The 20,998-nt window shown below is 43.1% G+C and carries 21 protein-coding genes, 2 tRNA genes and 1 pseudogene; 11 read left to right on the forward strand and 13 right to left on the reverse strand.

What is annotated here, in order from left to right; all coding sequences use genetic code 11:
• Positions 1-360: 360 nt before the first annotated feature.
• Positions 361-675 (forward strand): nitrilotriacetate monooxygenase, encoded by a 315-nt coding sequence (locus B3D47_RS11395; protein ID WP_286862095.1) that lies wholly within the window; start codon positions 361-363, stop codon positions 673-675.
• 172 nt (positions 676-847) lie between these two features.
• Here B3D47_RS11395 and B3D47_RS11400 read toward each other — a convergent pair whose 3' ends face one another.
• Positions 848-1,693, reverse strand: coding sequence for an SDR family NAD(P)-dependent oxidoreductase (locus B3D47_RS11400; protein ID WP_004814214.1), 846 nt, complete (start codon positions 1,691-1,693; stop codon positions 848-850).
• Positions 1,694-1,913: 220 nt separating this feature from the next.
• On the opposite strand from B3D47_RS11400, the gene B3D47_RS11405 reads away from it, so the two are divergent.
• From B3D47_RS11405 to phoR, 3 genes are all read left to right on the forward strand, one after another.
• Positions 1,914-2,591 carry a TetR/AcrR family transcriptional regulator gene (locus B3D47_RS11405; RefSeq protein ID WP_103800693.1) on the forward strand — a complete coding sequence of 226 codons (678 nt, stop codon included), beginning with the start codon at positions 1,914-1,916 and terminating at the stop codon, positions 2,589-2,591.
• Positions 2,592-2,803: 212 nt separating this feature from the next.
• Positions 2,804-3,514: a phosphate regulon transcriptional regulator PhoB gene (gene phoB, locus B3D47_RS11410; protein WP_005220310.1), complete on the forward strand. Its 711-nt coding sequence runs from the start codon at positions 2,804-2,806 to the stop codon at positions 3,512-3,514.
• Between the two features lie 24 nt (positions 3,515-3,538).
• Positions 3,539-4,897, forward strand: a complete 1,359-nt coding sequence (phoR, locus tag B3D47_RS11415) for a phosphate regulon sensor histidine kinase PhoR (RefSeq protein ID WP_004814208.1) — start codon at positions 3,539-3,541, stop codon at positions 4,895-4,897.
• 57 nt (positions 4,898-4,954) lie between these two features.
• On the opposite strand, the gene B3D47_RS11420 is transcribed toward phoR, so the two are convergent.
• From B3D47_RS11420 to B3D47_RS11430, 3 genes are all read right to left on the reverse strand, one after another.
• The gene (locus B3D47_RS11420) at positions 4,955-5,602 is read right to left on the reverse strand and encodes a glutathione S-transferase (RefSeq protein WP_004814206.1); all 648 of its coding nucleotides are present in this window, start codon (positions 5,600-5,602) and stop codon (positions 4,955-4,957) included.
• 122 nt (positions 5,603-5,724) lie between these two features.
• On the reverse strand, positions 5,725-6,123 hold the full coding sequence (locus B3D47_RS11425; protein WP_286862124.1) for an OsmC family protein: 399 nt from the start codon (positions 6,121-6,123) through the stop codon (positions 5,725-5,727).
• Between the two features lie 29 nt (positions 6,124-6,152).
• Positions 6,153-7,100, reverse strand: coding sequence for a pirin family protein (locus B3D47_RS11430; RefSeq protein WP_286862100.1), 948 nt, complete (start codon positions 7,098-7,100; stop codon positions 6,153-6,155).
• A 491-nt stretch (positions 7,101-7,591) separates the two neighbouring features.
• Here B3D47_RS11430 and B3D47_RS11435 point away from each other — a divergent pair, with 491 nt between their 5' ends.
• Both B3D47_RS11435 and B3D47_RS11440 read left to right on the forward strand, forming a co-directional pair.
• Positions 7,592-8,896 (forward strand): GGDEF domain-containing protein, encoded by a 1,305-nt coding sequence (locus tag B3D47_RS11435; protein ID WP_286862102.1) that lies wholly within the window; start codon positions 7,592-7,594, stop codon positions 8,894-8,896.
• Between the two features lie 198 nt (positions 8,897-9,094).
• Entirely contained in the window at positions 9,095-10,345 is a 1,251-nt protein-coding gene (locus B3D47_RS11440) for a GGDEF domain-containing protein (protein WP_286862103.1), read from the forward strand.
• Here B3D47_RS11440 and B3D47_RS14805 read toward each other — a convergent pair.
• The 4 genes and pseudogenes from B3D47_RS14805 to B3D47_RS11455 all read right to left on the reverse strand — a co-directional run.
• Positions 10,346-10,441 (reverse strand): annotated as a pseudogene (locus B3D47_RS14805) (restriction endonuclease); the annotation flags it as partial. It lies immediately after the preceding gene.
• A gap of 346 nt (positions 10,442-10,787) precedes the next feature.
• Positions 10,788-12,356, reverse strand: coding sequence for a glutamine-hydrolyzing GMP synthase (gene guaA / locus B3D47_RS11445; RefSeq protein WP_004895334.1), 1,569 nt, complete (start codon positions 12,354-12,356; stop codon positions 10,788-10,790).
• 198 nt (positions 12,357-12,554) lie between these two features.
• Positions 12,555-12,920, reverse strand: a complete 366-nt coding sequence (locus tag B3D47_RS11450; protein WP_004895336.1) for a NirD/YgiW/YdeI family stress tolerance protein — start codon at positions 12,918-12,920, stop codon at positions 12,555-12,557.
• Positions 12,921-13,070: 150 nt separating this feature from the next.
• Complete coding sequence (locus B3D47_RS11455; protein ID WP_376747633.1) at positions 13,071-13,406, reverse strand: DoxX family protein; 336 nt, start codon at positions 13,404-13,406, stop codon at positions 13,071-13,073.
• Between the two features lie 294 nt (positions 13,407-13,700).
• On the opposite strand from B3D47_RS11455, the gene B3D47_RS11460 reads away from it, so the two are divergent.
• Positions 13,701-14,339, forward strand: coding sequence for a DedA family protein (locus B3D47_RS11460; RefSeq protein WP_004895339.1), 639 nt, complete (start codon positions 13,701-13,703; stop codon positions 14,337-14,339).
• Positions 14,340-14,355: 16 nt separating this feature from the next.
• Here the strand turns inward: B3D47_RS11460 and B3D47_RS11465 are convergent, their stop codons facing one another.
• From B3D47_RS11465 to B3D47_RS11485, 5 genes are all read right to left on the reverse strand, one after another.
• Positions 14,356-14,949 (reverse strand): LysE family translocator, encoded by a 594-nt coding sequence (locus B3D47_RS11465; RefSeq protein ID WP_286862126.1) that lies wholly within the window; start codon positions 14,947-14,949, stop codon positions 14,356-14,358.
• 190 nt (positions 14,950-15,139) lie between these two features.
• Positions 15,140-15,535, reverse strand: a complete 396-nt coding sequence (locus tag B3D47_RS11470; RefSeq protein WP_286862105.1) for a hypothetical protein — start codon at positions 15,533-15,535, stop codon at positions 15,140-15,142.
• A gap of 16 nt (positions 15,536-15,551) precedes the next feature.
• Positions 15,552-16,388, reverse strand: a complete 837-nt coding sequence (locus tag B3D47_RS11475) for a ParA family protein (RefSeq protein WP_286862107.1) — start codon at positions 16,386-16,388, stop codon at positions 15,552-15,554.
• A 63-nt stretch (positions 16,389-16,451) separates the two neighbouring features.
• Positions 16,452-16,844 (reverse strand): SirB2 family protein, encoded by a 393-nt coding sequence (locus B3D47_RS11480; protein WP_286862109.1) that lies wholly within the window; start codon positions 16,842-16,844, stop codon positions 16,452-16,454.
• Positions 16,845-16,853: 9 nt separating this feature from the next.
• Complete coding sequence (locus B3D47_RS11485) at positions 16,854-17,162, reverse strand: BolA family protein (protein WP_004814186.1); 309 nt, start codon at positions 17,160-17,162, stop codon at positions 16,854-16,856.
• 239 nt (positions 17,163-17,401) lie between these two features.
• Here B3D47_RS11485 and B3D47_RS11490 point away from each other — a divergent pair.
• The 4 genes from B3D47_RS11490 to B3D47_RS11505 all read left to right on the forward strand — a co-directional run bounded on the left by B3D47_RS11490 (position 17,402) and on the right by B3D47_RS11505 (position 20,970).
• Positions 17,402-17,477: transfer RNA gene (locus B3D47_RS11490), tRNA-Gly, on the forward strand.
• 47 nt (positions 17,478-17,524) lie between these two features.
• Positions 17,525-17,600: transfer RNA gene (locus tag B3D47_RS11495), tRNA-Gly, on the forward strand.
• A gap of 523 nt (positions 17,601-18,123) precedes the next feature.
• Positions 18,124-19,089: an alpha/beta hydrolase gene (locus tag B3D47_RS11500; protein WP_286862111.1), complete on the forward strand. Its 966-nt coding sequence runs from the start codon at positions 18,124-18,126 to the stop codon at positions 19,087-19,089.
• Between the two features lie 369 nt (positions 19,090-19,458).
• Positions 19,459-20,970 (forward strand): aldehyde dehydrogenase family protein, encoded by a 1,512-nt coding sequence (locus B3D47_RS11505; protein ID WP_286862113.1) that lies wholly within the window; start codon positions 19,459-19,461, stop codon positions 20,968-20,970.
• The last annotated feature ends 28 nt before the right edge of the window (positions 20,971-20,998 follow it).

Genomic DNA, 20,998 nt, shown 5'->3' on the forward strand with positions numbered 1-20,998 from the left:
AGTTGTGCAGAAACTCTGGAACTCCTAGGAAGATGATGCCTTCTTCTACCATAAAGAAAGTGGTCATTTTTTTGAGGCCGCTAAACAGCATGAACCGCTTCATCAAGGAAAATATTTTAATGTCCAAGGCGCACTGAATGTCTCTCGTCCACCACAAGGCTATCCGGTAATTCTGCAGGCAGGTCAGTCTGAAGATGGGCGTGAACTGGCAGCGAAATATGCATTGCTCAATAACCTGATCCACCCGGATGTCGGCCTGGGCTTACTCTCAGGTTTAGCCGGCGATATTGATCTTTCACCCTATGATCTGGATGCACCTTTCCCTAGAGAAAATATGGAGATCAAGTTCAGCCGTCAGCGATGCTTGAGATTACAGCGAAGCATCACTTTAGTATTCGTCAGTTATACGAATATATTGCTTCTGCCCGTGGTCACTGGACATTGATTGGTACACCTGAACAGGTGGTCGATCAGTTACAGGAATGGTTCGAAAATGAAGCTGCAGACGGCTTCAATGTGTTACCACCAACAACACCTGCCGGCCTGGATGACTTCGTCAATTTCATTGTACCGGAGCTACAACGCCGCGGCCTGTTCCGGACTGAATATGAAGGCAGCACTCTGCGTGAAAATCTGGGTCTGAAACGTCCAGTAAACCAGTATCTAGTGACTTAACCCAATACGGCTATAGCCTTTTAGATCAGCCTTTATAAAAAAGATTAGTTTGAATTACTATTTTATTTTCTATAGAGGACAGAAAGAAAAAATTATTGCTAGTCTTTCATTTCTTAAATTTAAATATTAAAAGTCCGCAGAAGCGGACTTTAATTTCATAACTTTTAATAATTTAAGCTGATTTCTTAGATTTACCTAACTTAGTGGCAAAAGCTGTGACCTTCTGATACCCCGTTGGCAAAATACGTTGGATTAAATCAATCGCTTTGGCATCATTACCAATCAATAAACGGCGTTTGTCTTTTTGAACGGCCTCCAAAATCTGACGCGCTGCTTCTTCAGGCGGACAACGCAATAATTTATTGAAGCTACGCGCAGACTTTTCAGGGCTCATCCCTAAAGCCCTGAGGCTGTCATTCATTTTGGCCGCATTGGCAATATTAGTACGAATTCCCCCCGGATGTACGCAGAGCGCGCTTACACCACAATTTTCAATATCCAATTCTTGACGTAAAGACTCAGTAAAACCACGCACTGCAAACTTGGTGGCATTGTAGGCAGACTGGGTTGGCTGTGCAGTCAGTCCAAATAAACTCGAAATATTCACCACATGACCATCGCCGGTCTTTTTAATGCGTGGCAAGAATTCTTTGGTGCCATACACCACGCCCCAGAAGTTGATTCCGACAATCCACTCGAGTTCGTCATAGGATGCACCTTCCACTGTTGATCCCAAAGCAACCCCTGCATTATTGAAGATCATGTTGATACTGCCATGATCCTGCTCGACTTTTTCCGCCCATGCACGGACTTCTTCCAAATCGGCAACGTTGACCTTGTCGAGGGTGGCACGCACGCCAGTGTCTTTAATCAGTTCAAGTGTTTTAAGTAAACCTTGTTCATTCACATCACTTAATGCCAGATGACAGCCCTGTTTCGCCAAAAGTACAGCCAACTGCTGACCAATGCCCGAACCTGCACCGGTAATCGCTGCAACTTTATTATTAAAATTTTTCATAAGTTTCCCTTATTGATGAAACTGCCTGCCCAGACAGCATTTCTTGTTCTGTCGTGCTTCATGCAGCAATTCTCTTCAATATAGTTTTGACAATACTCATTGTCAATCATGATGACTTATCTGTTCAGGACAATCTAGGTTAGTGATCAAGAACATAGGTCTAAATGCAATTTATTGGTAAGATATTCAAAATTTCGGTGCTTATGAGCTTAATCATTCTATGACCAATTCGGCAATTCCTGTGGAAAAACAACAAAAAACGATGACAAAGGAACGTCAGTTTAAGGGACTGTCTATGGCTGAACGCCAGCAGGCACGCCGGGAAAAGCTGATTGAAGCTGGTATTCAAGCTTATGGCACGCATGGCTTTTTTTCTGTAACCGTCAAAGATATCTGTACTGAAGCCAAGCTGACCGAACGCTATTTCTATGAATCGTTTAAGAAAAGTGAGCATCTGTTTCAAACTATTTTTCTAAAACTGATTGATGAATTGCAGCAAAATGTCATGCAAGCCATGATGCAGGCTTCCTCTGATCCTAAAAAGATGATCGAAGCTGGTCTGACTGCCCTGCTCACTACATTGCGCGATAATCCACGTATGGCCCGGATCATTTATATCGATGCCATGCTGGTACAGGAACTGCATAATCAGGCCACCATTCACGAAACCATGGGCCGTTTTGATCGCATGATTCAGGCCTTTGTCATGCTGATGATGCCGAACCTGAGCCGTTCCGCACAGGAAATTTCTCTGGTATCCACGGGCTTAAATGGTTATGTCACCCAGATTGCCATTCGTTGGGTCATGAGCGGTTTTAAACAGTCCATGGAGGAGGTCTTGTCCTCGTGCAGTATTGTATTTTTGGCACTTTTTGAATCTTTTTCAGATAAGAAATAAGGTTTAGCGCAATTATTTCTTAATTTATTTTCTATTTTTCAATCAATTGTTATTACAGATATTTTTCCTTTATCAAGCAACTTAAATTGTCACAAATCTTTGCGAAAGCAGGGCAAATATCCCTTTCTGCAATGATACTGTCATAATTAATCTTTGTAATAGGCTCGTCATAAATATAAAACGGTCCACCGTTGACTTATAGGAAATGCGCTGTGAAAGATGACTACATTTTAATCGTCGATGATGAGCTTCCAATTCGGGAAATGATCCATACGGCACTGGATATGGCTGGCTTCAATTGTTTAGAAGCAGAAGATGCCAAACAGGCTCATCAAATGATTGTGGATCAGCGTCCAGCCTTGATCCTGCTGGACTGGATGATGCCCGGTGGAGTGAGCGGTGTAGACTTATGCCGTCGCCTGAAACGCGATGAAACCCTGTTAGAAATTCCAGTCATTATGCTCACTGCACGAGGCGAAGAAGATCATAAGGTTCAAGGTCTGGATGCCGGTGCAGATGACTACATGACCAAGCCATTTTCTACCCGTGAACTGGTATCCCGTATCAAAGCCGTACTGCGCCGTACCAATAGCCTGAATGGTGAAAAAAGTATTGAAGCCAATGGCCTGTTACTTGATCCTGCAAGCCAGCGTGTCAGCTTTAATGATACTATTCTGGATATGGGGCCGACTGAATACCGCCTGCTGGCCTTCTTCATGACCCATCCAGAACGTGCCTATACCCGTGCCCAGCTCCTGGATCAGGTTTGGGGTGGCAATGTGTATATTGAAGACCGAACCATTGACGTGCATATCCGACGCCTGCGCAAAGTGCTGGAGCCATATGGCGCTGACCGTTTTGTACAGACTGTACGCGGAACCGGCTATCGCTTTTCGACCCGTATTGATGTTGCACTCGGATAATTTGACTTAGGTAAATCCTGCTTTATGTATAAACCCTACCCTGTTCCTGAAATGGCCCGTGGGCATAAATTGCCAAGCTCCAATAGCTTATGGGATTTTGCCAAGCAGGATTTACGCCTTCTGGCCTTTTTCCTGTTGATCGGTAGCCTGATTGGTTTCGGGATCGGGTATTTCTGGGTCTGTATCGTACTGGCTTTTGTAGCATTTTTTGTCACACAAATCCGTTCCCTGTATCTGGTCAATGACTGGATTTCCAATCGTCCTTATGACGTACCACCCAAGATCAATGGCATCTGGGGTGCCCTGCTCTTTAATGTCTATCAGGCCCAGCGTCAGGAACGCATTGTACAGGCGGAAATGGTCGAGCTGATTGATCGTGCCCAGTCTTCTCTAGGCGCGCTACAGGAAGCCGTGGTACTGATCGATGAAAATCAGCAGATTGAATGGTGGAATCCCGCAGCTGAACGTCTGCTCGGCATCAGTGCTGAAGATAAAAGCCGTAATATTCTGAGTTTACTCTCTCAGCCAAATTTCGTTGATTATTATCATCATATTGATGATGCGCCTGACGGTCTCAAGATGCAATCGTCGATCTTTGAAGACCATTATGTACAGGTCAAGATGACCCGCTTTGGGGGTGAAAGCCGTCTCTTGGTCGCTTATGATGTGACCCGGATGCATAATCTGGAACAGATGCGCAAAGACTTTGTAGATAACATCTCGCATGAATTACGCACACCTTTAACAGTGCTCAGTGGTTATATCGAAACCTTTACAGATCAGGAAGATATCAGTCCACGCTGGAAACGTGCCTTTGACCAGATGCAATCCCAGACCCGGCGTATGAATGCCTTGGTCAATGACTTGTTACTATTGTCTCGTCTGGAAAATGACGAAAATATTGCCAAGAATCAGATTATCGACATGCCCAATCTGATGAACCAGCTATTTGATGATGCTCAGGCCTATAACGTGGATTATGGTCATACGCTGAACCTGGATATTGACAGTCATTGTGATCTGATTGGTTCCGATATGGAAATTGCCAGTGCTTTCAGCAACCTGATCACCAATGCGATTAAATACACGCCAAAAGGCGGTACGGTCACCATGGGCTGGCATGATGATGGTGAATCGGCTTACTTTGTGGTGGAAGATACCGGGATCGGGATTGACCCGAAACACGTGCCGCGTCTGACTGAACGGTTCTATCGCGTCGATTCTGACCGTAGCCGACGTACTGGCGGTACAGGTCTTGGACTCGCGATTGTAAAACATGTACTGATGCAGCATCAGGCACAGTTAAAAATTGATTCTCGTGAAAATCAGGGCTCTACTTTTAAAGTGATTTTCCCGAAAGAACGCTTGAGCTTTCCGGACTGATTGAAACTTTATCCCAATAAAAAGGTGCCTTTTGGCACCTTTATTTTTAATGGCTTGTTAACTCAATACTTCTTCTTTGGACATGGCCCGGAAATAGGCGGGACGATGAGATAAGCGTTCCAGATAGGCTTCAATCGCCGGATAACGTTTACCCGTACGGGTCTGAATGGCATCTAATGGGAAACTCATCTGAATATCAGCAAAACTAAATCGACCGGCAAAATATTCATGCTCGCTCAGGTAGTCTTCCAGATATTGAATATGATCTTTAAGACGCGGCTGTACAAATTTACTTTTAATTCCACTGGTAATCTGTCGCGCCATAGGACGCAGCAAAAATGGTGTGTGCTTCTCAACGGAATTCATGACCAGATGCATAACCAGCAACGGCATCAGTGAGCCTTCGGCATAATGCATCCAGTACCGGTACTGCTGTTTGGTAGTAGAATTGAGCGGCTGAAACTCCATACCCACATCATAAGTTTCCTGCAAATATTGTAAGATTACCGCAGATTCTACCAGCACCTGATCACCATCAATCAGGATCGGCGCCTTCCCCAATGGATGGATCATCTTCAACTCTGAAGGGGCAGAAAAGTTAGGCAGCCGTTTATGGAACTTGATTTCATAATCTAGCCCCAATTCCTCCAATGCCCATAAAATACGGAACGATCGGGACTGCTCAAGATGGTGTAGGATACGCATGTTAGACTCTTTTGTTATTGTCGTGTTATTGCCGCTTCAGCATAACAAAAAGTGTCTGGTTCCGGTGAAATGCTTTACGAATTATATTACATTTCAATCAGTCTTCTTTACATATGGCGAGATCAAAGTAATGTAGTTCGAATCTCCAGACTCCTTAGCAAAGTTTTGGTCACTGGTGTTTTTTGACAAATTTCCAGAATTTTTTGCCGCAATGTTTCATCTAACGGATTTTGAAAACTTAAACGTCGTTCAATCCATTCCTGCCCTTCCCGATTGGCAAAGAAATCGGCTTCAACCTGAAACTCCCCCAGCTCCAGATCTTTATGGCTGGCATACATACGCAAGCTAATCATGGTGCAGGAAATCAAGCCTGCCAGCAGAAAATTATAAGGTGCGGGACCACGATCCTGACCACCAAAAGCTTCCGGCTTATCCGTCAGATATTGGTGATTGCCATGACTAATTTGTCCCTGCCATGGTGTTTCCAGACTATGTACACGAGCACTTGCAAGCATGGCTATTTCTTCTTCCTTATTTTATGGTGATCCATTTATTTTGAAGGACGCATATGGCCCGGGAAAGCAGGGGCTTCAAGTCGTGGTCCCTCGTAGGCAGGAATCGAGCCAAATCGCTCATGTTCTGCAATCCATTGCTCACGTGCCATTTTCAATTCTTCAGTCGTGCGGCCAACAAAGTTCCACCACAGTAAAATCGGGCTTTCAAAAGGTTCGCCCCCCAGCAACAGTACACGGCTTCCGGCATGAATCTCGACATGTACCTGTTCCAGCCCCGGTTCCAGAATCACCATATTATCTTCAGTCAGTTCATGTCCGTTGATACTGGCCGTCCCTTCCAGTGCCAGAAAACCATATTCAAATTTTAGATGAAGCGGTAATACGGCTTGGGTACTGTCTGCTGCATACAGGTCCACCCCGAGCAGTTCGCTATGTACCTTCACTGGTGATATAGCCTTAAGATATTCCCCGACCAGTACCGTGAACTCAATGCCTTGATCCTCAACCACAGGCAATTCCGGATAATGATCAAACGCGGGTGCCATATTGACCATATCATCTGGCAAAGCGATCCAGAGCTGTGCGGCATGCATTTTAGTTTCTGTTTCAGGTGCAACTTCAGAATGGGAAATGCCATAACCAGCCGTCATCAGATTGACCTGACGCGGACGTAGCAACTGCGCACTGCCCAGACTGTCACGATGCATCATGGTACCTTCGATCATCCAGGTAAAAGTCTGCAGACCAATATGTGGATGTGGTCCTACATCCAGGCCATCCCCTTGCGGGAAATAAGCAGGTCCGGCATGATCCAGAAAACACCATGCCCCGATCATCCGTTTATGCCGGCTTGGTAACGCACGCTTGATCACTGTTCCTTGACCAATTTCAGCACGGCGTAATGGAAATTCTGCAATGAACTGATTGACGTATTTTGTACAATCATCTGAATTGAAAAGTTCGATATCATTATTATTCGACATGTTCTGGCTCACTCGGCTGGGTCAAAAGATCATAGCAATTCAGATCGGTAAAAAGAGTGCTACTTTCAGGATTGTGCTTGTCATATTTGCAACAATCTTTAACTTCAACGGTCTGATCTGTACTTGACCTGATTTCTTGTTTTCATGGGTACTCAGAATCTTGAATCTATCTTTAAAATTCGAGGTCGCAACTAGTTAAAGATCACCCAAACCTTTTTTAGCATTTTTCATTTTAATAAGGTGAGGTTTACACATACTGCAACAAACAATTATCTCGGACTGTTTCACGTGAAACAGGCTTATATTTAAATTTTTTATAAATTAAATCAAATAATTAATTCAATAATACCTAAGTTTTGGCTTTCTCCTTTCGCAGAAAAAATGTTTTGTTACTTTTTCCTTCTCCATGCGTCGCAATCTATCCGTTTAACCATAGATTCCTGACCCCAAAATTTGCTCATAATATGTGCGAATTTTTAATGGATTGAAAAATGACGATTGCCGATGGCAGGATGCATGCAAATATGCAGGCTTCCTTGCAGAGTCTTAATCGGCATTCTTCGGAACAGCTGCAACCTTCCGAGAATGACCTGAAGAACCGTCAAGTGCTAGAAGATGCACTTGTGGATCGGCACGCCCGTATTCCTGTGCAATTTCTACCTCATTTTTACGACTATCTGTACCGGCATAACTACCATAGTCTGCGTCAGATCCACTTACTGGCGCAGTTGGTGTTCCTGCTATATTTCTTTGCCGATATCTTTATCATCCCCGACCTGATGATGGTTTCTGGGTTTACTCGGGTGATTTTGGTCTTAGTTTTCTGGATCGTCTGTGAACTGTTATTTCAATACAGCCAGAACATTCGCTTGCTCGATCTGATCCTGCCGATAGGGACTACGCTTTGTGCTGGAGTATGGATCCTGCTCCTGCTCTCTTCTACCAGCCTACATGTAGAAAATTACTTGTATGCTGCATCCATTTTTATTCTAATTGCCAATCTCTGCATCAAGGTTCAATTTAGGGCTGCACTATATTGTTCAATCCTGATCAGCCTGCTGGTCCTGATAGCAATGACGCAGCTAATGACGTTATCGGAAGCTTTTATCTTTATGGTCGTGTTCAGCCCAGTGTTGCTGTTTAGCCTGTATTTTAACTGGAATAATATCCTGCATACCCGTCGTGCATTTATCCGTACTTTGTTAGATGAATGGAACTACCATATGGTGCGTAATCTCGCCCATACTGATGAACTGACTCAGCTCTATAACCGCCGGCATTTTGTTAATCTGGCAGAAAACTGTATTCATGACTGGCCAAGATATTCAAGCACCTGTCTGCTAATGTTTGATGTGGACCATTTCAAGCAAATCAATGATAGTTATGGGCATGATGTCGGGGATCGGGTACTACAGTTAATTGCAGATACAGCGCGTAAGGAAATGCGCCATAGTGATGTACTGGCACGTTTTGGTGGTGAGGAGTTTATTATTTTGCTGTCCGATACACAGTTGCAAGATGCTTTGGTAATTGCCGAGCGCATTCGTAATTCGATTCAGCAGCAGTATCTCTATGCCCGGCCTGAGTTGATACTGAAATTTACAGTTTCGATTGGTATTGCTGAGCTGGAGTCCCATACTCAGGATCTGGATGATCTGATTAAAAAAGCGGATGTGGCGCTTTATGCCGCCAAGAAGAGTGGACGTAACCGGATTGAAGTGTATCGTCCAGATATGAGTTCACCGTTTCAATCTGATCTACAGAATTTTTATACTGAAAAATATATTAACTTATGAACAGTCATAGAAGTAATTTAAACGCATAGACAGTAAATCCAGCCTATCTCATTTTTTGCTTTGTACTCACTCTCCCTTTTTTGTAACCGAAAATATTTATTCTAGATGACTACTTTTAAAGTAAATTTTTAAGGAATAGAATAAAATTTATACAAAACTTAATATATAAAAAATTTTATTTTTTATGGGGAAGGCTGAATGCCACAGGAATATCATAAGGAGTCACGCCTTCTGATTCAGCAGGCGCTTAAAGATCCTCTGGTGTGTATTCCTCAGCCATTAAAATCTGCCTATTATTCTCATCAGAAAAAGCTGCATCTGAGATATCTGCTTCAGGTGAATCTGTTTGCACAGTTTGCTTATGCTTCCTATACCCTTGCGGATATTTATGTACTGCGTGACGTCCACACCCTGTTGCTTGTAACCAAACTGGGTTTTACCTCAGTCATGACCCTGATCACGGTCTGGATGTACCAGCATAGCCGGAATTTACCACTCTTTGATCTATTGCTACCCACTTCGATTATTGGTGCCAGTGCGGTCTGGTTTTTTAATTTAAATCAGTCAGAAAGTCCTTATAACCTGATCTATCAATATTCCTCTCTGGTCTTTATCGTTCTGGCAAATTTAAGTGTACATATCCGTTTCAGACCTTCCCTGACCATCTCGGCCCTGATTACCCTCATGATCTATATTGGTGTGTATTTCAATGTTAAAGGTGATCTGCAACAGCTGGTTCTGTTTTCTCTGATTTATTTGCCGGTGCTAAGTTTTAGTATCTATATCAGCTGGAATTCAACGCTTAAATCTCGGATTGTATTTTTACAACATACCTTGAACGAATATAACCGTCAGGCTTTTGAGCATATGGCGCATACCGATTCCCTAACAGGATTAAATAATCGCCGCTTTTTTGAATATTTGGCTCAGCAACATCTAACACATACGCTTGAAGAAGGAACACCGAGTCCTAGTTCATTAATCGTCTTTGACGTCGATCATTTTAAAAAGATTAATGATAACTATGGTCATGATATTGGCGACCAGGTACTGCAAATCATTGCGAAAACAGCTCAAAGTGAAATGCGAAATACTGATATTCTGGCGCGCTACGGCGGGGAAGAGTTTATTGCCCTGCTTCCTGATACGCATCTGGATGATGCTCTAAAAATTGCCGAGTGTTTAAGGCAGCGCATTGAACAGACCGAAGTGTTTCTTGATCAAGTTCAGTCCTTAAAATTCACCATTTCAGTGGGTGCGGCGATCTTGGAAACCTGTGAAACGGACCTGTATACCGTAATTAAACAGGCGGATATTGCGCTGTATCAGGCCAAGGCCAACGGACGGAATCGAGTAGAGCACTATGACCCTTTAACCAGTCCTAATGTCGTACTGCTGTCACAAGGCTCATGGAATAAGGATCGGGCAATTAAAATCGTAGGAACCTAGTTAAAAGATATCTTCATCGAAACGGTCTTGATCGATTTTATAAATATGAAAGTTACGTTCAATTTGTATCTCTAAAAGAAACTCTATTTTTAAAATACTCTTTTTACTTGGAAGTATTTGATTGAGTACCTCTTTTAATAGATTTAAGCATTCAGCTCATATATTTGCCGCATCTGAAATTTTTATAGGCTCATTTAACTTAAACAATAGCTTCATGAAAGGCAGCATCAGTTGATGATAGCTAGGCAATGACATATTTTTCTGTATAAAGTTTTATTTTTATTCATCATAAACATAAAAAAGGACGCCTAGGCGTCCTTTTTATTGATATATCATTTTTCAGATACTGCCGCGCGTATCTTGCGCAAAGTTAAAAGCAGTGCTTTTAACCTTGCTCATGGCGTAATTTAGGCAAGAAGCTTCGCTTCTTGAAACCCCTAAATTACTCCCATTCAATCGTCGCAGGTGGTTTAGACGATACGTCATAAACCACACGAGAAACTTCAGCAATTTCGTTCATGATACGAGTCGAGATTTTATCTACCAGCTCGTATGGAAGGTGAGCAAAACGAGCTGTCATGAAGTCAACAGTTTCAACTGCACGAAGTGCAATGACCCATGCATAACGACGACCATCACCTACAACACCAACAGATTTAACAGGCTGGAATACAGCGAATGCTTGCGCAGTTTTGTCATACCAACCGCTAGCACGAAGTTCTTGCATGAAAATGTCATCTGCCAAACGGAGAATGTCAGCATATTCTTTTTTCACTTCACCAAGAATACGAACACCTAGACCCGGACCTGGGAATGGGTGACGATAAAGCATTTCAAATGGAAGACCTAAAGTGGTACCCAATTTACGTACTTCATCTTTGAACAGGTCACGAATTGGTTCAACCAGTTCAAATGCTAGATCCTCTGGTAAACCACCCACGTTGTGGTGTGATTTAATCACGTGTGCTTTACCCTGTTTGCTTGCAGCAGATTCGATCACGTCAGGATAAATCGTACCTTGAGCCAGGAAGTTTACGCCATCAAGCTTACGTGCTTCTTCAGCAAATACTTCGATGAATTCACGGCCGATGATTTTACGTTTTTTCTCTGGATCAACTTCACCCGCAAGTGCAGTCAAGAAACGCTCTTCAGCATCAGCACGAATGACACGGATACCCATGTTTTTCGCAAACATGTCCATAACCTGGTCGCCTTCATTCAGACGAAGTAAACCATTGTCCACGAATACACATGTCAATTGATCACCAATTGCACGGTGTAAAAGTGCCGCAACAACTGATGAATCTACACCGCCTGAAAGACCGAGCAGTACTTTTTGATCACCAATCTGTTCACGAAGCTGTTCAACACGAAGGTCGATAATGTTTTCAGAGTTCCACAGGCTACGGCAACCACAGATATTGTGAACGAAGTTAGACAGTAACTCTTTACCTTTGGCAGTATGAGTGACTTCCGGGTGGAACTGAATACCATAGAAACGGCGTTTTTCATCAGACACCATTGCGACCGGACAGCTTGGTGTACTGGCAGTAATCTGGAAGCCTTCTGGAATTTGAGTCACTTTGTCACCGTGGCTCATCCAGACTTTCAATTTGTCTGCTGAATCTTCAAGATCGCCAATAAGACCATCACGGATTTGAATGTCTACTTCTGCATAGCCAAATTCATGTACTGTACCTGGCTCAACCTTACCGCCAAGTTGTGCAGACATGGTTTGCAGACCGTAGCAAATACCCAATACAGGAATGCCCAAGTTGAACACAACTTCTGGCGCACGCGGGCTGCCTTCTTCGTGAACGCTCTCAGGACCACCTGACAAGATGATACCGTTTGGATTAAATGCACGAATGTCTTCTTCAGACATGTCATAGGCAAACATTTCAGAATATACGCCAGACTCACGTACGCGACGTGCAATCAATTGGCTATATTGAGAACCGAAATCCAAAATCAGGATACGATCTTCAGTGATTTGAGTATTGGTAGTCATGACAAACAACTATAGAAAGGCAAACGAAAGATAAGCGCCGTATTCTATCATTTTTCGCTGCATTAAGCACACTGTTTCAAGGCGCTTGAAATATATACATATTTAGCACTGTATCTTGATCAGACTGAATTTTTTGTCAGATCTGCTTCAATCCTGGATTCAAGATTGAATGAGATTGAAGCAGAACCTTAAATGTGGTTATTTCACTTTTTCGATACTAATCACATCAATATCGGTAGGTTTCTGACGATGAGTATCTACCTCACCAAGCACACGAACGTTATCACCCGCTTTTAACTTTAAGGGTTTCCACAGGTCATCATCAACATCAATAATAATCGTGCCACTGCTGTCTCGAAGTTCAAAATCATCACTCTGCGGTGCAACTTGACGCACAATTTTACCTGTTAAGGTCACACCAGTTTCATCCGGCATTTTTTGTGCTTGAGCAATGCTGACTTTATTTTTTTGAGCTTCAGCAAGGAGGGCCTGATCTGACTTTGCCCATGCACCGCCACTAACAACGAGTCCCGTCATCAATACAGCTAAAATTTGCTTTTGCATTCAATATACTCCTTAAACAACAGGTTTAAATTCCTGATTCTATCTAATCAGAGTGAATGCACTGCACGAAGCTTAATTCTGTAAAGCTAGTTTAATGTTATGTATCCACAAAAAAGCGGTCTTAGACCACTCGATTGGATCGTTGTTTTACTATTGGCGCTCAATCAGATGATCAAGACTGAAGCGACCTGCACCCTGTAATACCAATAGCAATAAGCCGCCTGCCATCGCGAAGTTTTTCATAAAGTTCACTGCATCCTCAGGCGTACCATGAAATAAAAATGCAGTCACTAAGCTAAAGCCAGCCAAAAGTGCTGCCACAACACGAGTCTGCAAGCCAAATAAAATCGCTAAACCACCACCCAACTCCAGCAAAATTGTCACAGGTAATAATTCAGCAGGAACACCCATAGCTTGCATATAACCAACTGTTGCTTCATAGCCAGCGATTTTGCCCCAACCTGCCACAATAAAAATATAAGCCATTAAGACACGTGCAGACACGTGCAGACACGTGCAGACACGAATGTTGCGGATTCAAGTACAGGATGAGCAACAAGATTGGCGATAATACGATTTGGATTCAACATGATAAAAACTCGAAGATGATTGCTAAAACATGAGCACATCTTATAAGTTTCATTTTTAATTATTAATAACCAAAATAAGATTCATCATTTTATTTTTAGAATGATGAGACTGGAAATAGACCACTTTTGATGCTGACTTTAAGCCTAATCACTGTTAGGATTTGGGCACACTTTTGCTTGTACTGGCGCCATGGAACTGCTTGATTTTATCCTACATGTAGATGACCATCTGCTTGAATTCATCACCAATTATGGGGTGTGGATTTATGCCATTCTTTTCCTGATTATCTTTGTAGAAACGGGACTGGTAGTCATGCCTTTCCTGCCGGGTGACAGCTTGCTGTTTGCTGCGGGGGCACTTGCAGCATCTACTGGGGCCATGGATCCGTGGGTACTGATTCCGCTCCTATTTGTGGCAGCAGTACTGGGTGATACGCTGAACTATCATATTGGCAAGTTCATCGGGCCGCGTGTGTTTGAAGTTGAATCGCGCTTTATCAATAAAAAACACCTACTAGCAACCCAGCAATTTTTTGCCAGACATGGTGGCAAGACTATTATCTTTGCCCGTTTCGTGCCTTTCGCCCGTACCTTTGCTCCTTTTGTGGCCGGTGCTGGCAGCATGAATTATAAATATTTCCTGAGCTATAACGTGATTGGTGGTTTTTTGTGGATCAGCTCTTTTGTGATTTTGGGTTATCTGTTTGGAAATATGCCAATCGTTAAAGATAACTTTACCTATCTGATCTTCGGCATCATTATTATTAGTGTATTGCCAGGCATCTTCGGTTTTATTCAACAAAAACTGAAAAAGAACAAAATGGCTTAAATCCTGATCGCTGAACTCAGTTAAATATACTGATGATCAGCGGAATCAGGCAAAGCAGCAAAAACAGGACCGACCCTTTATATACGAGGTCGGTTTTTATTTTCTCCGACTCCCCTGCCAGAATTGCCTGACCGAACGCCATCCAGAAGACAAACACTGGTAATGTCACCAGACTAAATATCGCGAACACCAGTACGAAATTAGTTGGATTTTCCCAGGTCACCATGGGAAAAATACCGGAAGCAAACAAAGCCGCTTTAGGATTTTTTAAAGTCGCAGTAAACATCTGCCAAGGCCGGATCATCGGGTGCTTATGATTATGCTGCTCTAGCTGTTTGGCTTTAAACAGTCTGAAGGTCATCCAGCCTACAGTAATTGTGCTCAGTATATGTAGCATGCCCTGAAAATTCGGCCAGATCGGGACAGCAAGATGTATCAGCAAGGCCCAGACATTAATGGCATAGAAGTAACCCAGCAGAATAGCAGGTATATATAAACTGGTTCTGGCCTGACCATGTTGATGTGCCGCACTGGCAACCAGTGCATTGCCTGGGCCCGGAATCATCAATACTGTAATTACAGCCAGAATAAATAGCCAGTTTTCGATCATACGCAAACTTACCGCAAAGAATGGCGCAACATTAACGAATCTGCTCAATATATAACAAGATGAAAATTCTCATAAATTTGTTCCGAGCAGTCATTCCAGCTAGTTTTATATGCAAAATAATGTCCCTTTCCGGAATGCGATGCTAAAAAATGCCGACCTCAGTCAGCATTTTTATTTTTTATCTTCATCATTATATTTTTGGTACAGCCTGGCGAATGATCAGTGGGCAGCTCTTATAGCGTGCTGCCTGAACAATCGCTTCCTGCTCACCTAAAACACGTGCCAGTTCGGTCTTCTTGGTATTGGAAGACTGACCCATATTCACTGAAATGCTCGGCCCAATGCCCCAACCACTATGGCTACCCCAGCCACCACCCACACCGACGCCTACGCCAACACCCGTTCGTTTCGGCGCTTGTACACCATTGTCGATATACTGCTGGATACGGTTATATTCGCCTTGCAGCTGACCGCAATCATAGGACTGGTATTGGGTGGGCGACACATAGGTCGGCTTGACGGTCGTAGCACAGGCACTTAACAAGGCCAGGCCCACGATGCCAAGACTGAATTTTATGAGTTTCATGCTGGAATCATCAATCTTATTTTTGCTCAATCTCATTGAACAACGATTGATAGGCCTGAGTCAATTTATGATCAGTAGCCAGATGAATTAAGGGCTGATTTTTCTGATGGGATTCTTTCATGATCACCGATGGCGGCAACATATTTTCCAATACCGGCAAGCCCTCATCTTTCAGCTGTTGCACCACCTCACGTGGCAGTTTGGCCTGAGCCTGAAACTGATTAACCACAATCCCTTCAATTTCCAGACGGTTATTATGGTCGTCCTGGGTTTCGATGACATTTTCAATCAGGGTATGCAGGGCACGTTTGGAAAATACATCACAGTCAAAGGGAATCAGTACCCGATCTGCCGCAATTAAAGCTGATAAGGTAAAGAAATTAAAAGCCGGCGGCGTATCAATAAACACCAGCTCATACTGACCCGTTAACTGTTGTAAGGCATCACGTAGTTTATAGATCTTATGTTTGGATTCCAGTGCATGTGCCAGTGTGCCGAGACTTGGGCTGGCTGGAATCACATCCAGATGTTTAAACGGTGACTGGTGCACATAGCTTTCCAGGCCTTTAGTGCGGGTTTTTAGAATTGAGCCGATGGCATTGCCAATCAGACCCTTGTTCTGCTGGCTGCCCAGCACTTCATCAAAATAGTTTTCAATATTGGGTTCTAATGCAGGCTTGTCTCCCGAATAGGTTGCATCATCACCAAGCAGATACTGGCTGGAATTGGCCTGTGGATCGAGGTCAATGAGTAAGGTTTTATGCCCCTGATGTGCACTGATTGCTGCCAGATTCACTGCAATACTCGACTTCCCCACGCCACCTTTTTGGTTAAACACCACACGTGTACGCATTAAAACCCCCTATTATTTTTATCAATCTATTTAAAATTTAGCCAAACAAAATGATGTTATTTTCTAGCCAAAAGTTGGCTTGATAATCACTAGTGCCATAATTGCAGCTAATGAAATAATTGCAATAACCAGGCCAGCACGACGTTGAACCAACAGGACAGAGTCATCTTTTTTATAGGCTTTCATCAAAGATGAAACCAGTACCAGAAATAAAATGACCTTGGCATAGAACCAGGGTTGTACTTCAAAGTTTTTTATCACTAGCGAAATGACACCCGTCAAAGCAATTATGGCAAGTGCCAGATGCTGCAAGGCAACAAATAGCTTGCGTGCGACCGGATTAGGTAAATTGCCCTGTGTACCAACAAACAAGGTAAATGCACGTGCCAGAATCGCGATAATTGCCAGACTGGCCGCTGACATATGGATAATTTTGACTAATAATTGGGTTTCCATATGTTCCTCTTAGTTTTTCGGGGCATGTGCACATTCAGGACTGGTCGTATCCTGACCGCTCCACTCTTCTGGAACAAATGCGTGGATTGCTAATGCATGGATTTTTTCCGGACTCAGTAAATCGCCTACTGCGGCATAGACTTTCTGATGACGCTGTACCTGACGCAGGCCTGCAAAAGCTTCACTCACAATTACCGCTTTAAAGTGTGATTCCTTACCCGGGTAATAGCCACCGTGACCAGAAGACTCATTTACCACCTCAAGATGAGATGGAGACAGGGTAGCCAGACGCTCTCTTAAGACTTGTTCAATACTCATGGCCTTCTCCGCAATTACAAATGATCCAAATTCTATTCAGTATACCCTGTTCTGTCATGAGTTTTACTGTGCTCAAGGAGAGTTAAAGGTTGCCAAGGCCCTGTTTTAACAAAATTTTGCATAAATTTTGTCGATTTATAGCGCTGAATTGGCTGAATTGATTTTATTTTATGCAAACGGTGCAAGATTTCTCATAAAGTTATTGACCCTGTTTTTGCATGCTGTATTATACACGGCATGCGGGAATAGCTCAGTTGGTAGAGCACAACCTTGCCAAGGTTGGGGTCGCGAGTTCGAGTCTCGTTTCCCGCTCCAGATTCTTTTTTGTTTAGTTTTTTAATAGTAAAAAATTATTCGACCCTGCGGGAATAGCTCAGTTGGTAGAGCACAACCTTGCCAAGGTTGGGGTCGCGAGTTCGAGTCTCGTTTCCCGCTCCAAATTCTAAAAGCCCTGATCGAAAGATTGGGGCTTTTTTTATTTTCAGGCTATTTAGCCAAGTTGAAATTAGATGCCTGGTTGAATATCTATTTCTCTGGGTATTTCCACGATCCCCTACTTCAATTAATCTATTGATACAAAAGACAAAAATTACTTTCCTAAATCTACATCCATAATTTTAGCGTCGTTATACAAAATTACATGTATTAGGAAGGTGCGTATCATACATGGCGCCTTTCTACACTCCAATGTGGTCTGAGCACAAGCGCATTCTATTGATTAGATCATAGTCTTTTTCTGTATTTTCTAGCCTTATATTTACCAGCAAAATAACAAACAAGGAACTTATAGATATCTTTTTCAGTACAGAGAAGCTTTGCCTCCTATTTATTCTATCCCGATGAGCTGTTTATCTTTAATTTCAGGTGATCAGCTCCTCATTAGAAAATATTGTTTTTTTTATTTGACGCTAGTGTAGAAATATCTAAATATAAAATCCGAACAAAAATTTAAGAGAAAATAATGACAACAAAAATAGAGGTAGATTATCAACCCGATATTTTAGGAGCTGGTTATGAACAGGCCACCTTAGATCTTCCAAATGATTACGAAGGTCAGGTGGTGGCGACCCTCGTTCGCAAGAAAGCCGCTGAACCGACTAAAAAGGCGGTGCTATATATCCACGGTTTTATCGACTATTTTTTCCAAACTGAAATGGCAGAGCGTTTCAATGAGCAGGGTTTTGACTTTTATGCGCTGGACCTACGTAAATATGGCCGCTCCTATTTGCCACATCAGAAGTACTATAACGTTCATAGCCTGTCAGAATATGATGCAGAAATTACTCAGGCACTGGATATTATCGGTCAGGAAAGTCATGACGCCGTGCTGCTTTGCGGACATTCAACGGGGGGCTTAACCACAACCTTGTATGCTGCACATCATCCTGATCATCCCCTGATTAAAGCACTCTGGGCAAACAGTCCCTTTTATGACTTCAATATGAGTCGTCTGGAAAAGAAATTTGCCATTCCTCGAATGGCAGCAATGGGCAAACGTTTTCCAAACCTTCTATTCCCAAGTCGTCTTAATAAGTGGTATGTCCCAAGTTTGCACGCCAGCCATCATGGTGAATGGAACTTTAACCTAGAATGGAAAAAAGTCCGTTATCCTATGGTGCGTTTGAGCTTTGTACATGCCATTCATGAGGCCCAAAAAGAACTGCATCAAGGTCTTCAGTTAAATATTCCTGTCCTGATCATGCATTCGCATCAGACGACTTATCCACGAAAATTTAATCGTCATGCACAAAGCAGCGATGTGATCCTGGAAGTGCAGGATATGATTCAGCATGCCAGAAAAATATCGGGCGATGTCACCTTATGTGAAATTCATAATGGCTTGCATGACCTGGTCCTGTCAGAAAAAGCGGTACGGGAACAGGTCTATCAACAGCTGTTTGAATGGTTACAGACCAAAGGACTTTGACCAGTTCATAACCCTCATTATTTGCAAGATAGCGGGAAGGAAAATGATAAATGACCTTCCCTAAAATTTGCTCAAAGATTTTTCATCAAGCAGGTATTAATTGTTATTTTTTAGCAAGCTTATTTGTGTGAAACATCATGTTTTAATATTTTAAAAATTTAATCTTTATAGGCTAATAATTTGATTTTTATTAAAAATAAGGAAATCTCCTTATCCCCGCTTTGTTACCTTTTGTAGCACGCTTGTAAACCCTCGACATAGCTTCAGATTTGCTCTTTATATTAGCTATAACTCTTCATTCCCAGATGAGTCTTCGTCTTTCACCCTTATTTCTCTCACAGCTATAACAACCAATGAAAGGACAAGAATATGCGCTATGCAGATCCAAATACTGACGGTTCAAAAGTTCAATTTAAAGCACAATACGAAAACTTTATTGGTGGTAAATGGGTGCCCCCGGTCAAAGGTGAATACTTTGATAATATTTCCCCAGTCGATGGTAAAGTTTTTACCAAAGTACCACGCTCCAGTGTAGAAGATATTGAACTCGCACTCGATGCCGCCCATGCCGCCAAAGCCCAGTGGAATAGCTCATCACCGACCACACGTTCAAATATCCTGCTCAAGATTGCCGATCGTCTAGAGGAAAATCTGGAATTGCTCGCGGTGGCAGAAACCTGGGACAACGGTAAACCGATTCGTGAAACCCTGAATGCAGATATTCCATTATGTATCGACCACTTCCGTTATTTTGCTGGTTGTATTCGCGCGCAAGAAGGCGGCATTTCAGAAATTGACGAAGACACCATCGCCTATCATTTCCATGAACCCCTCGGCGTTGTCGGTCAAATCATTCCCTGGAACTTCCCAATTCTCATGGCAGCATGGAAACTGGCTCCGGCTTTAGCTGCCGGTAACTGCATTGTGCTGAAACCAGCAGAACAAACCCCTGTAAGTATTTTAGTGTTGGTTGAACTGATTCAGGATCTTTTACCACCTGGTGTACTGAATATTGTTAATGGCTATGGCGTTGAGGTCGGTCGCCCACTGGCGACTAACCCTCGTATCGCAAAAATTGCCTTTACCGGTTCAACCGCAGTCGGCCAATTGATTATGCAATATGCCACTGAAAATATTATTCCTGTGACCTTAGAGCTGGGTGGTAAATCACCAAACCTGTTCTTTGCAGATGTGATGGATCAAGAGGATGAATACCTAGATAAAGCCTTAGAAGGTTTTACCATGTTTGCCCTCAACCAAGGAGAAATCTGTACCTGCCCTTCACGTGCACTGGTACAGGAAAGTATTGCCGACAAATTCCTTGAACGTGCAGTTGAGCGTGTCAAGCGCATTAAAACCGGTCATCCGCTGGATACCGACACCATGATTGGCGCACAGGCATCGCAAGAACAGCAGGATAAGATTTTGGGTTGTATCGCCACAGGTCGTGAAGAAGGTGCACAAGTGTTAACAGGTGGTGAAGCACGCCATGAAGTAGGTCAAGGCTTCTATATTGAACCGACCATTTTTAAAGGCACCAATGACATGAAAACCTTCCAGGAAGAAATTTTTGGACCGGTGCTGGCTGTCACCACCTTTAAAGATTTTGATGATGCCATTAAAATTGCCAATGACACCATTTATGGCTTAGGTGCGGGTGTCTGGTCGCGTTCAGCCCATACATCCTATCGTGCCGGCCGTGCGATTCAGGCAGGTCGCGTCTGGACCAACTGTTATCACATTTACCCTGCCCATGCGGCATTTGGTGGTTATAAAAAATCAGGGATTGGACGCGAGAACCACAAAATGATGCTCGATCATTATCAACAAACCAAAAACTTGCTCGTCAGCTACTCGACCAAACCCGCAGGTTTCTTCTAATTCCTCTCTAAGCAGAAGCGAACTTCGG

This window comes from Acinetobacter sp. UBA3461 (assembly GCF_002381195.1).
Classification (GTDB): Bacteria; Pseudomonadota; Gammaproteobacteria; order Pseudomonadales; family Moraxellaceae; genus Acinetobacter; species Acinetobacter schindleri.

Bases quoted from the DNA above. Each gene is read 5' to 3' on its own strand.
- B3D47_RS11395 (WP_286862095.1), top strand. From the start codon at position 361: ATGCTTGAGATTACAGCGAAGCATCACTTTAGTATTCGTCAGTTATAC.
- B3D47_RS11400 (WP_004814214.1), bottom strand. From the start codon at position 1,693: ATGAAAAATTTTAATAATAAAGTTGCAGCGATTACCGGTGCAGGTTCG.
- B3D47_RS11405 (WP_103800693.1), top strand. From the start codon at position 1,914: ATGACCAATTCGGCAATTCCTGTGGAAAAACAACAAAAAACGATGACA.
- phoR (WP_004814208.1), top strand. From the start codon at position 3,539: ATGTATAAACCCTACCCTGTTCCTGAAATGGCCCGTGGGCATAAATTG.
- B3D47_RS11420 (WP_004814206.1), bottom strand. From the start codon at position 5,602: ATGCGTATCCTACACCATCTTGAGCAGTCCCGATCGTTCCGTATTTTA.
- B3D47_RS11430 (WP_286862100.1), bottom strand. From the start codon at position 7,100: ATGTCGAATAATAATGATATCGAACTTTTCAATTCAGATGATTGTACA.
- B3D47_RS11435 (WP_286862102.1), top strand. From the start codon at position 7,592: ATGACGATTGCCGATGGCAGGATGCATGCAAATATGCAGGCTTCCTTG.
- B3D47_RS11440 (WP_286862103.1), top strand. From the start codon at position 9,095: ATGCCACAGGAATATCATAAGGAGTCACGCCTTCTGATTCAGCAGGCG.
- guaA (WP_004895334.1), bottom strand. From the start codon at position 12,356: ATGACTACCAATACTCAAATCACTGAAGATCGTATCCTGATTTTGGAT.
- B3D47_RS11450 (WP_004895336.1), bottom strand. From the start codon at position 12,920: ATGCAAAAGCAAATTTTAGCTGTATTGATGACGGGACTCGTTGTTAGT.
- B3D47_RS11455 (WP_376747633.1), bottom strand. From the start codon at position 13,406: ATGGCTTATATTTTTATTGTGGCAGGTTGGGGCAAAATCGCTGGCTAT.
- B3D47_RS11460 (WP_004895339.1), top strand. From the start codon at position 13,701: ATGGAACTGCTTGATTTTATCCTACATGTAGATGACCATCTGCTTGAA.
- B3D47_RS11465 (WP_286862126.1), bottom strand. From the start codon at position 14,949: ATGATCGAAAACTGGCTATTTATTCTGGCTGTAATTACAGTATTGATG.
- B3D47_RS11470 (WP_286862105.1), bottom strand. From the start codon at position 15,535: ATGAAACTCATAAAATTCAGTCTTGGCATCGTGGGCCTGGCCTTGTTA.
- B3D47_RS11475 (WP_286862107.1), bottom strand. From the start codon at position 16,388: ATGCGTACACGTGTGGTGTTTAACCAAAAAGGTGGCGTGGGGAAGTCG.
- B3D47_RS11480 (WP_286862109.1), bottom strand. From the start codon at position 16,844: ATGGAAACCCAATTATTAGTCAAAATTATCCATATGTCAGCGGCCAGT.
- B3D47_RS11485 (WP_004814186.1), bottom strand. From the start codon at position 17,162: ATGAGTATTGAACAAGTCTTAAGAGAGCGTCTGGCTACCCTGTCTCCA.
- B3D47_RS11500 (WP_286862111.1), top strand. From the start codon at position 18,124: ATGACAACAAAAATAGAGGTAGATTATCAACCCGATATTTTAGGAGCT.
- B3D47_RS11505 (WP_286862113.1), top strand. From the start codon at position 19,459: ATGCGCTATGCAGATCCAAATACTGACGGTTCAAAAGTTCAATTTAAA.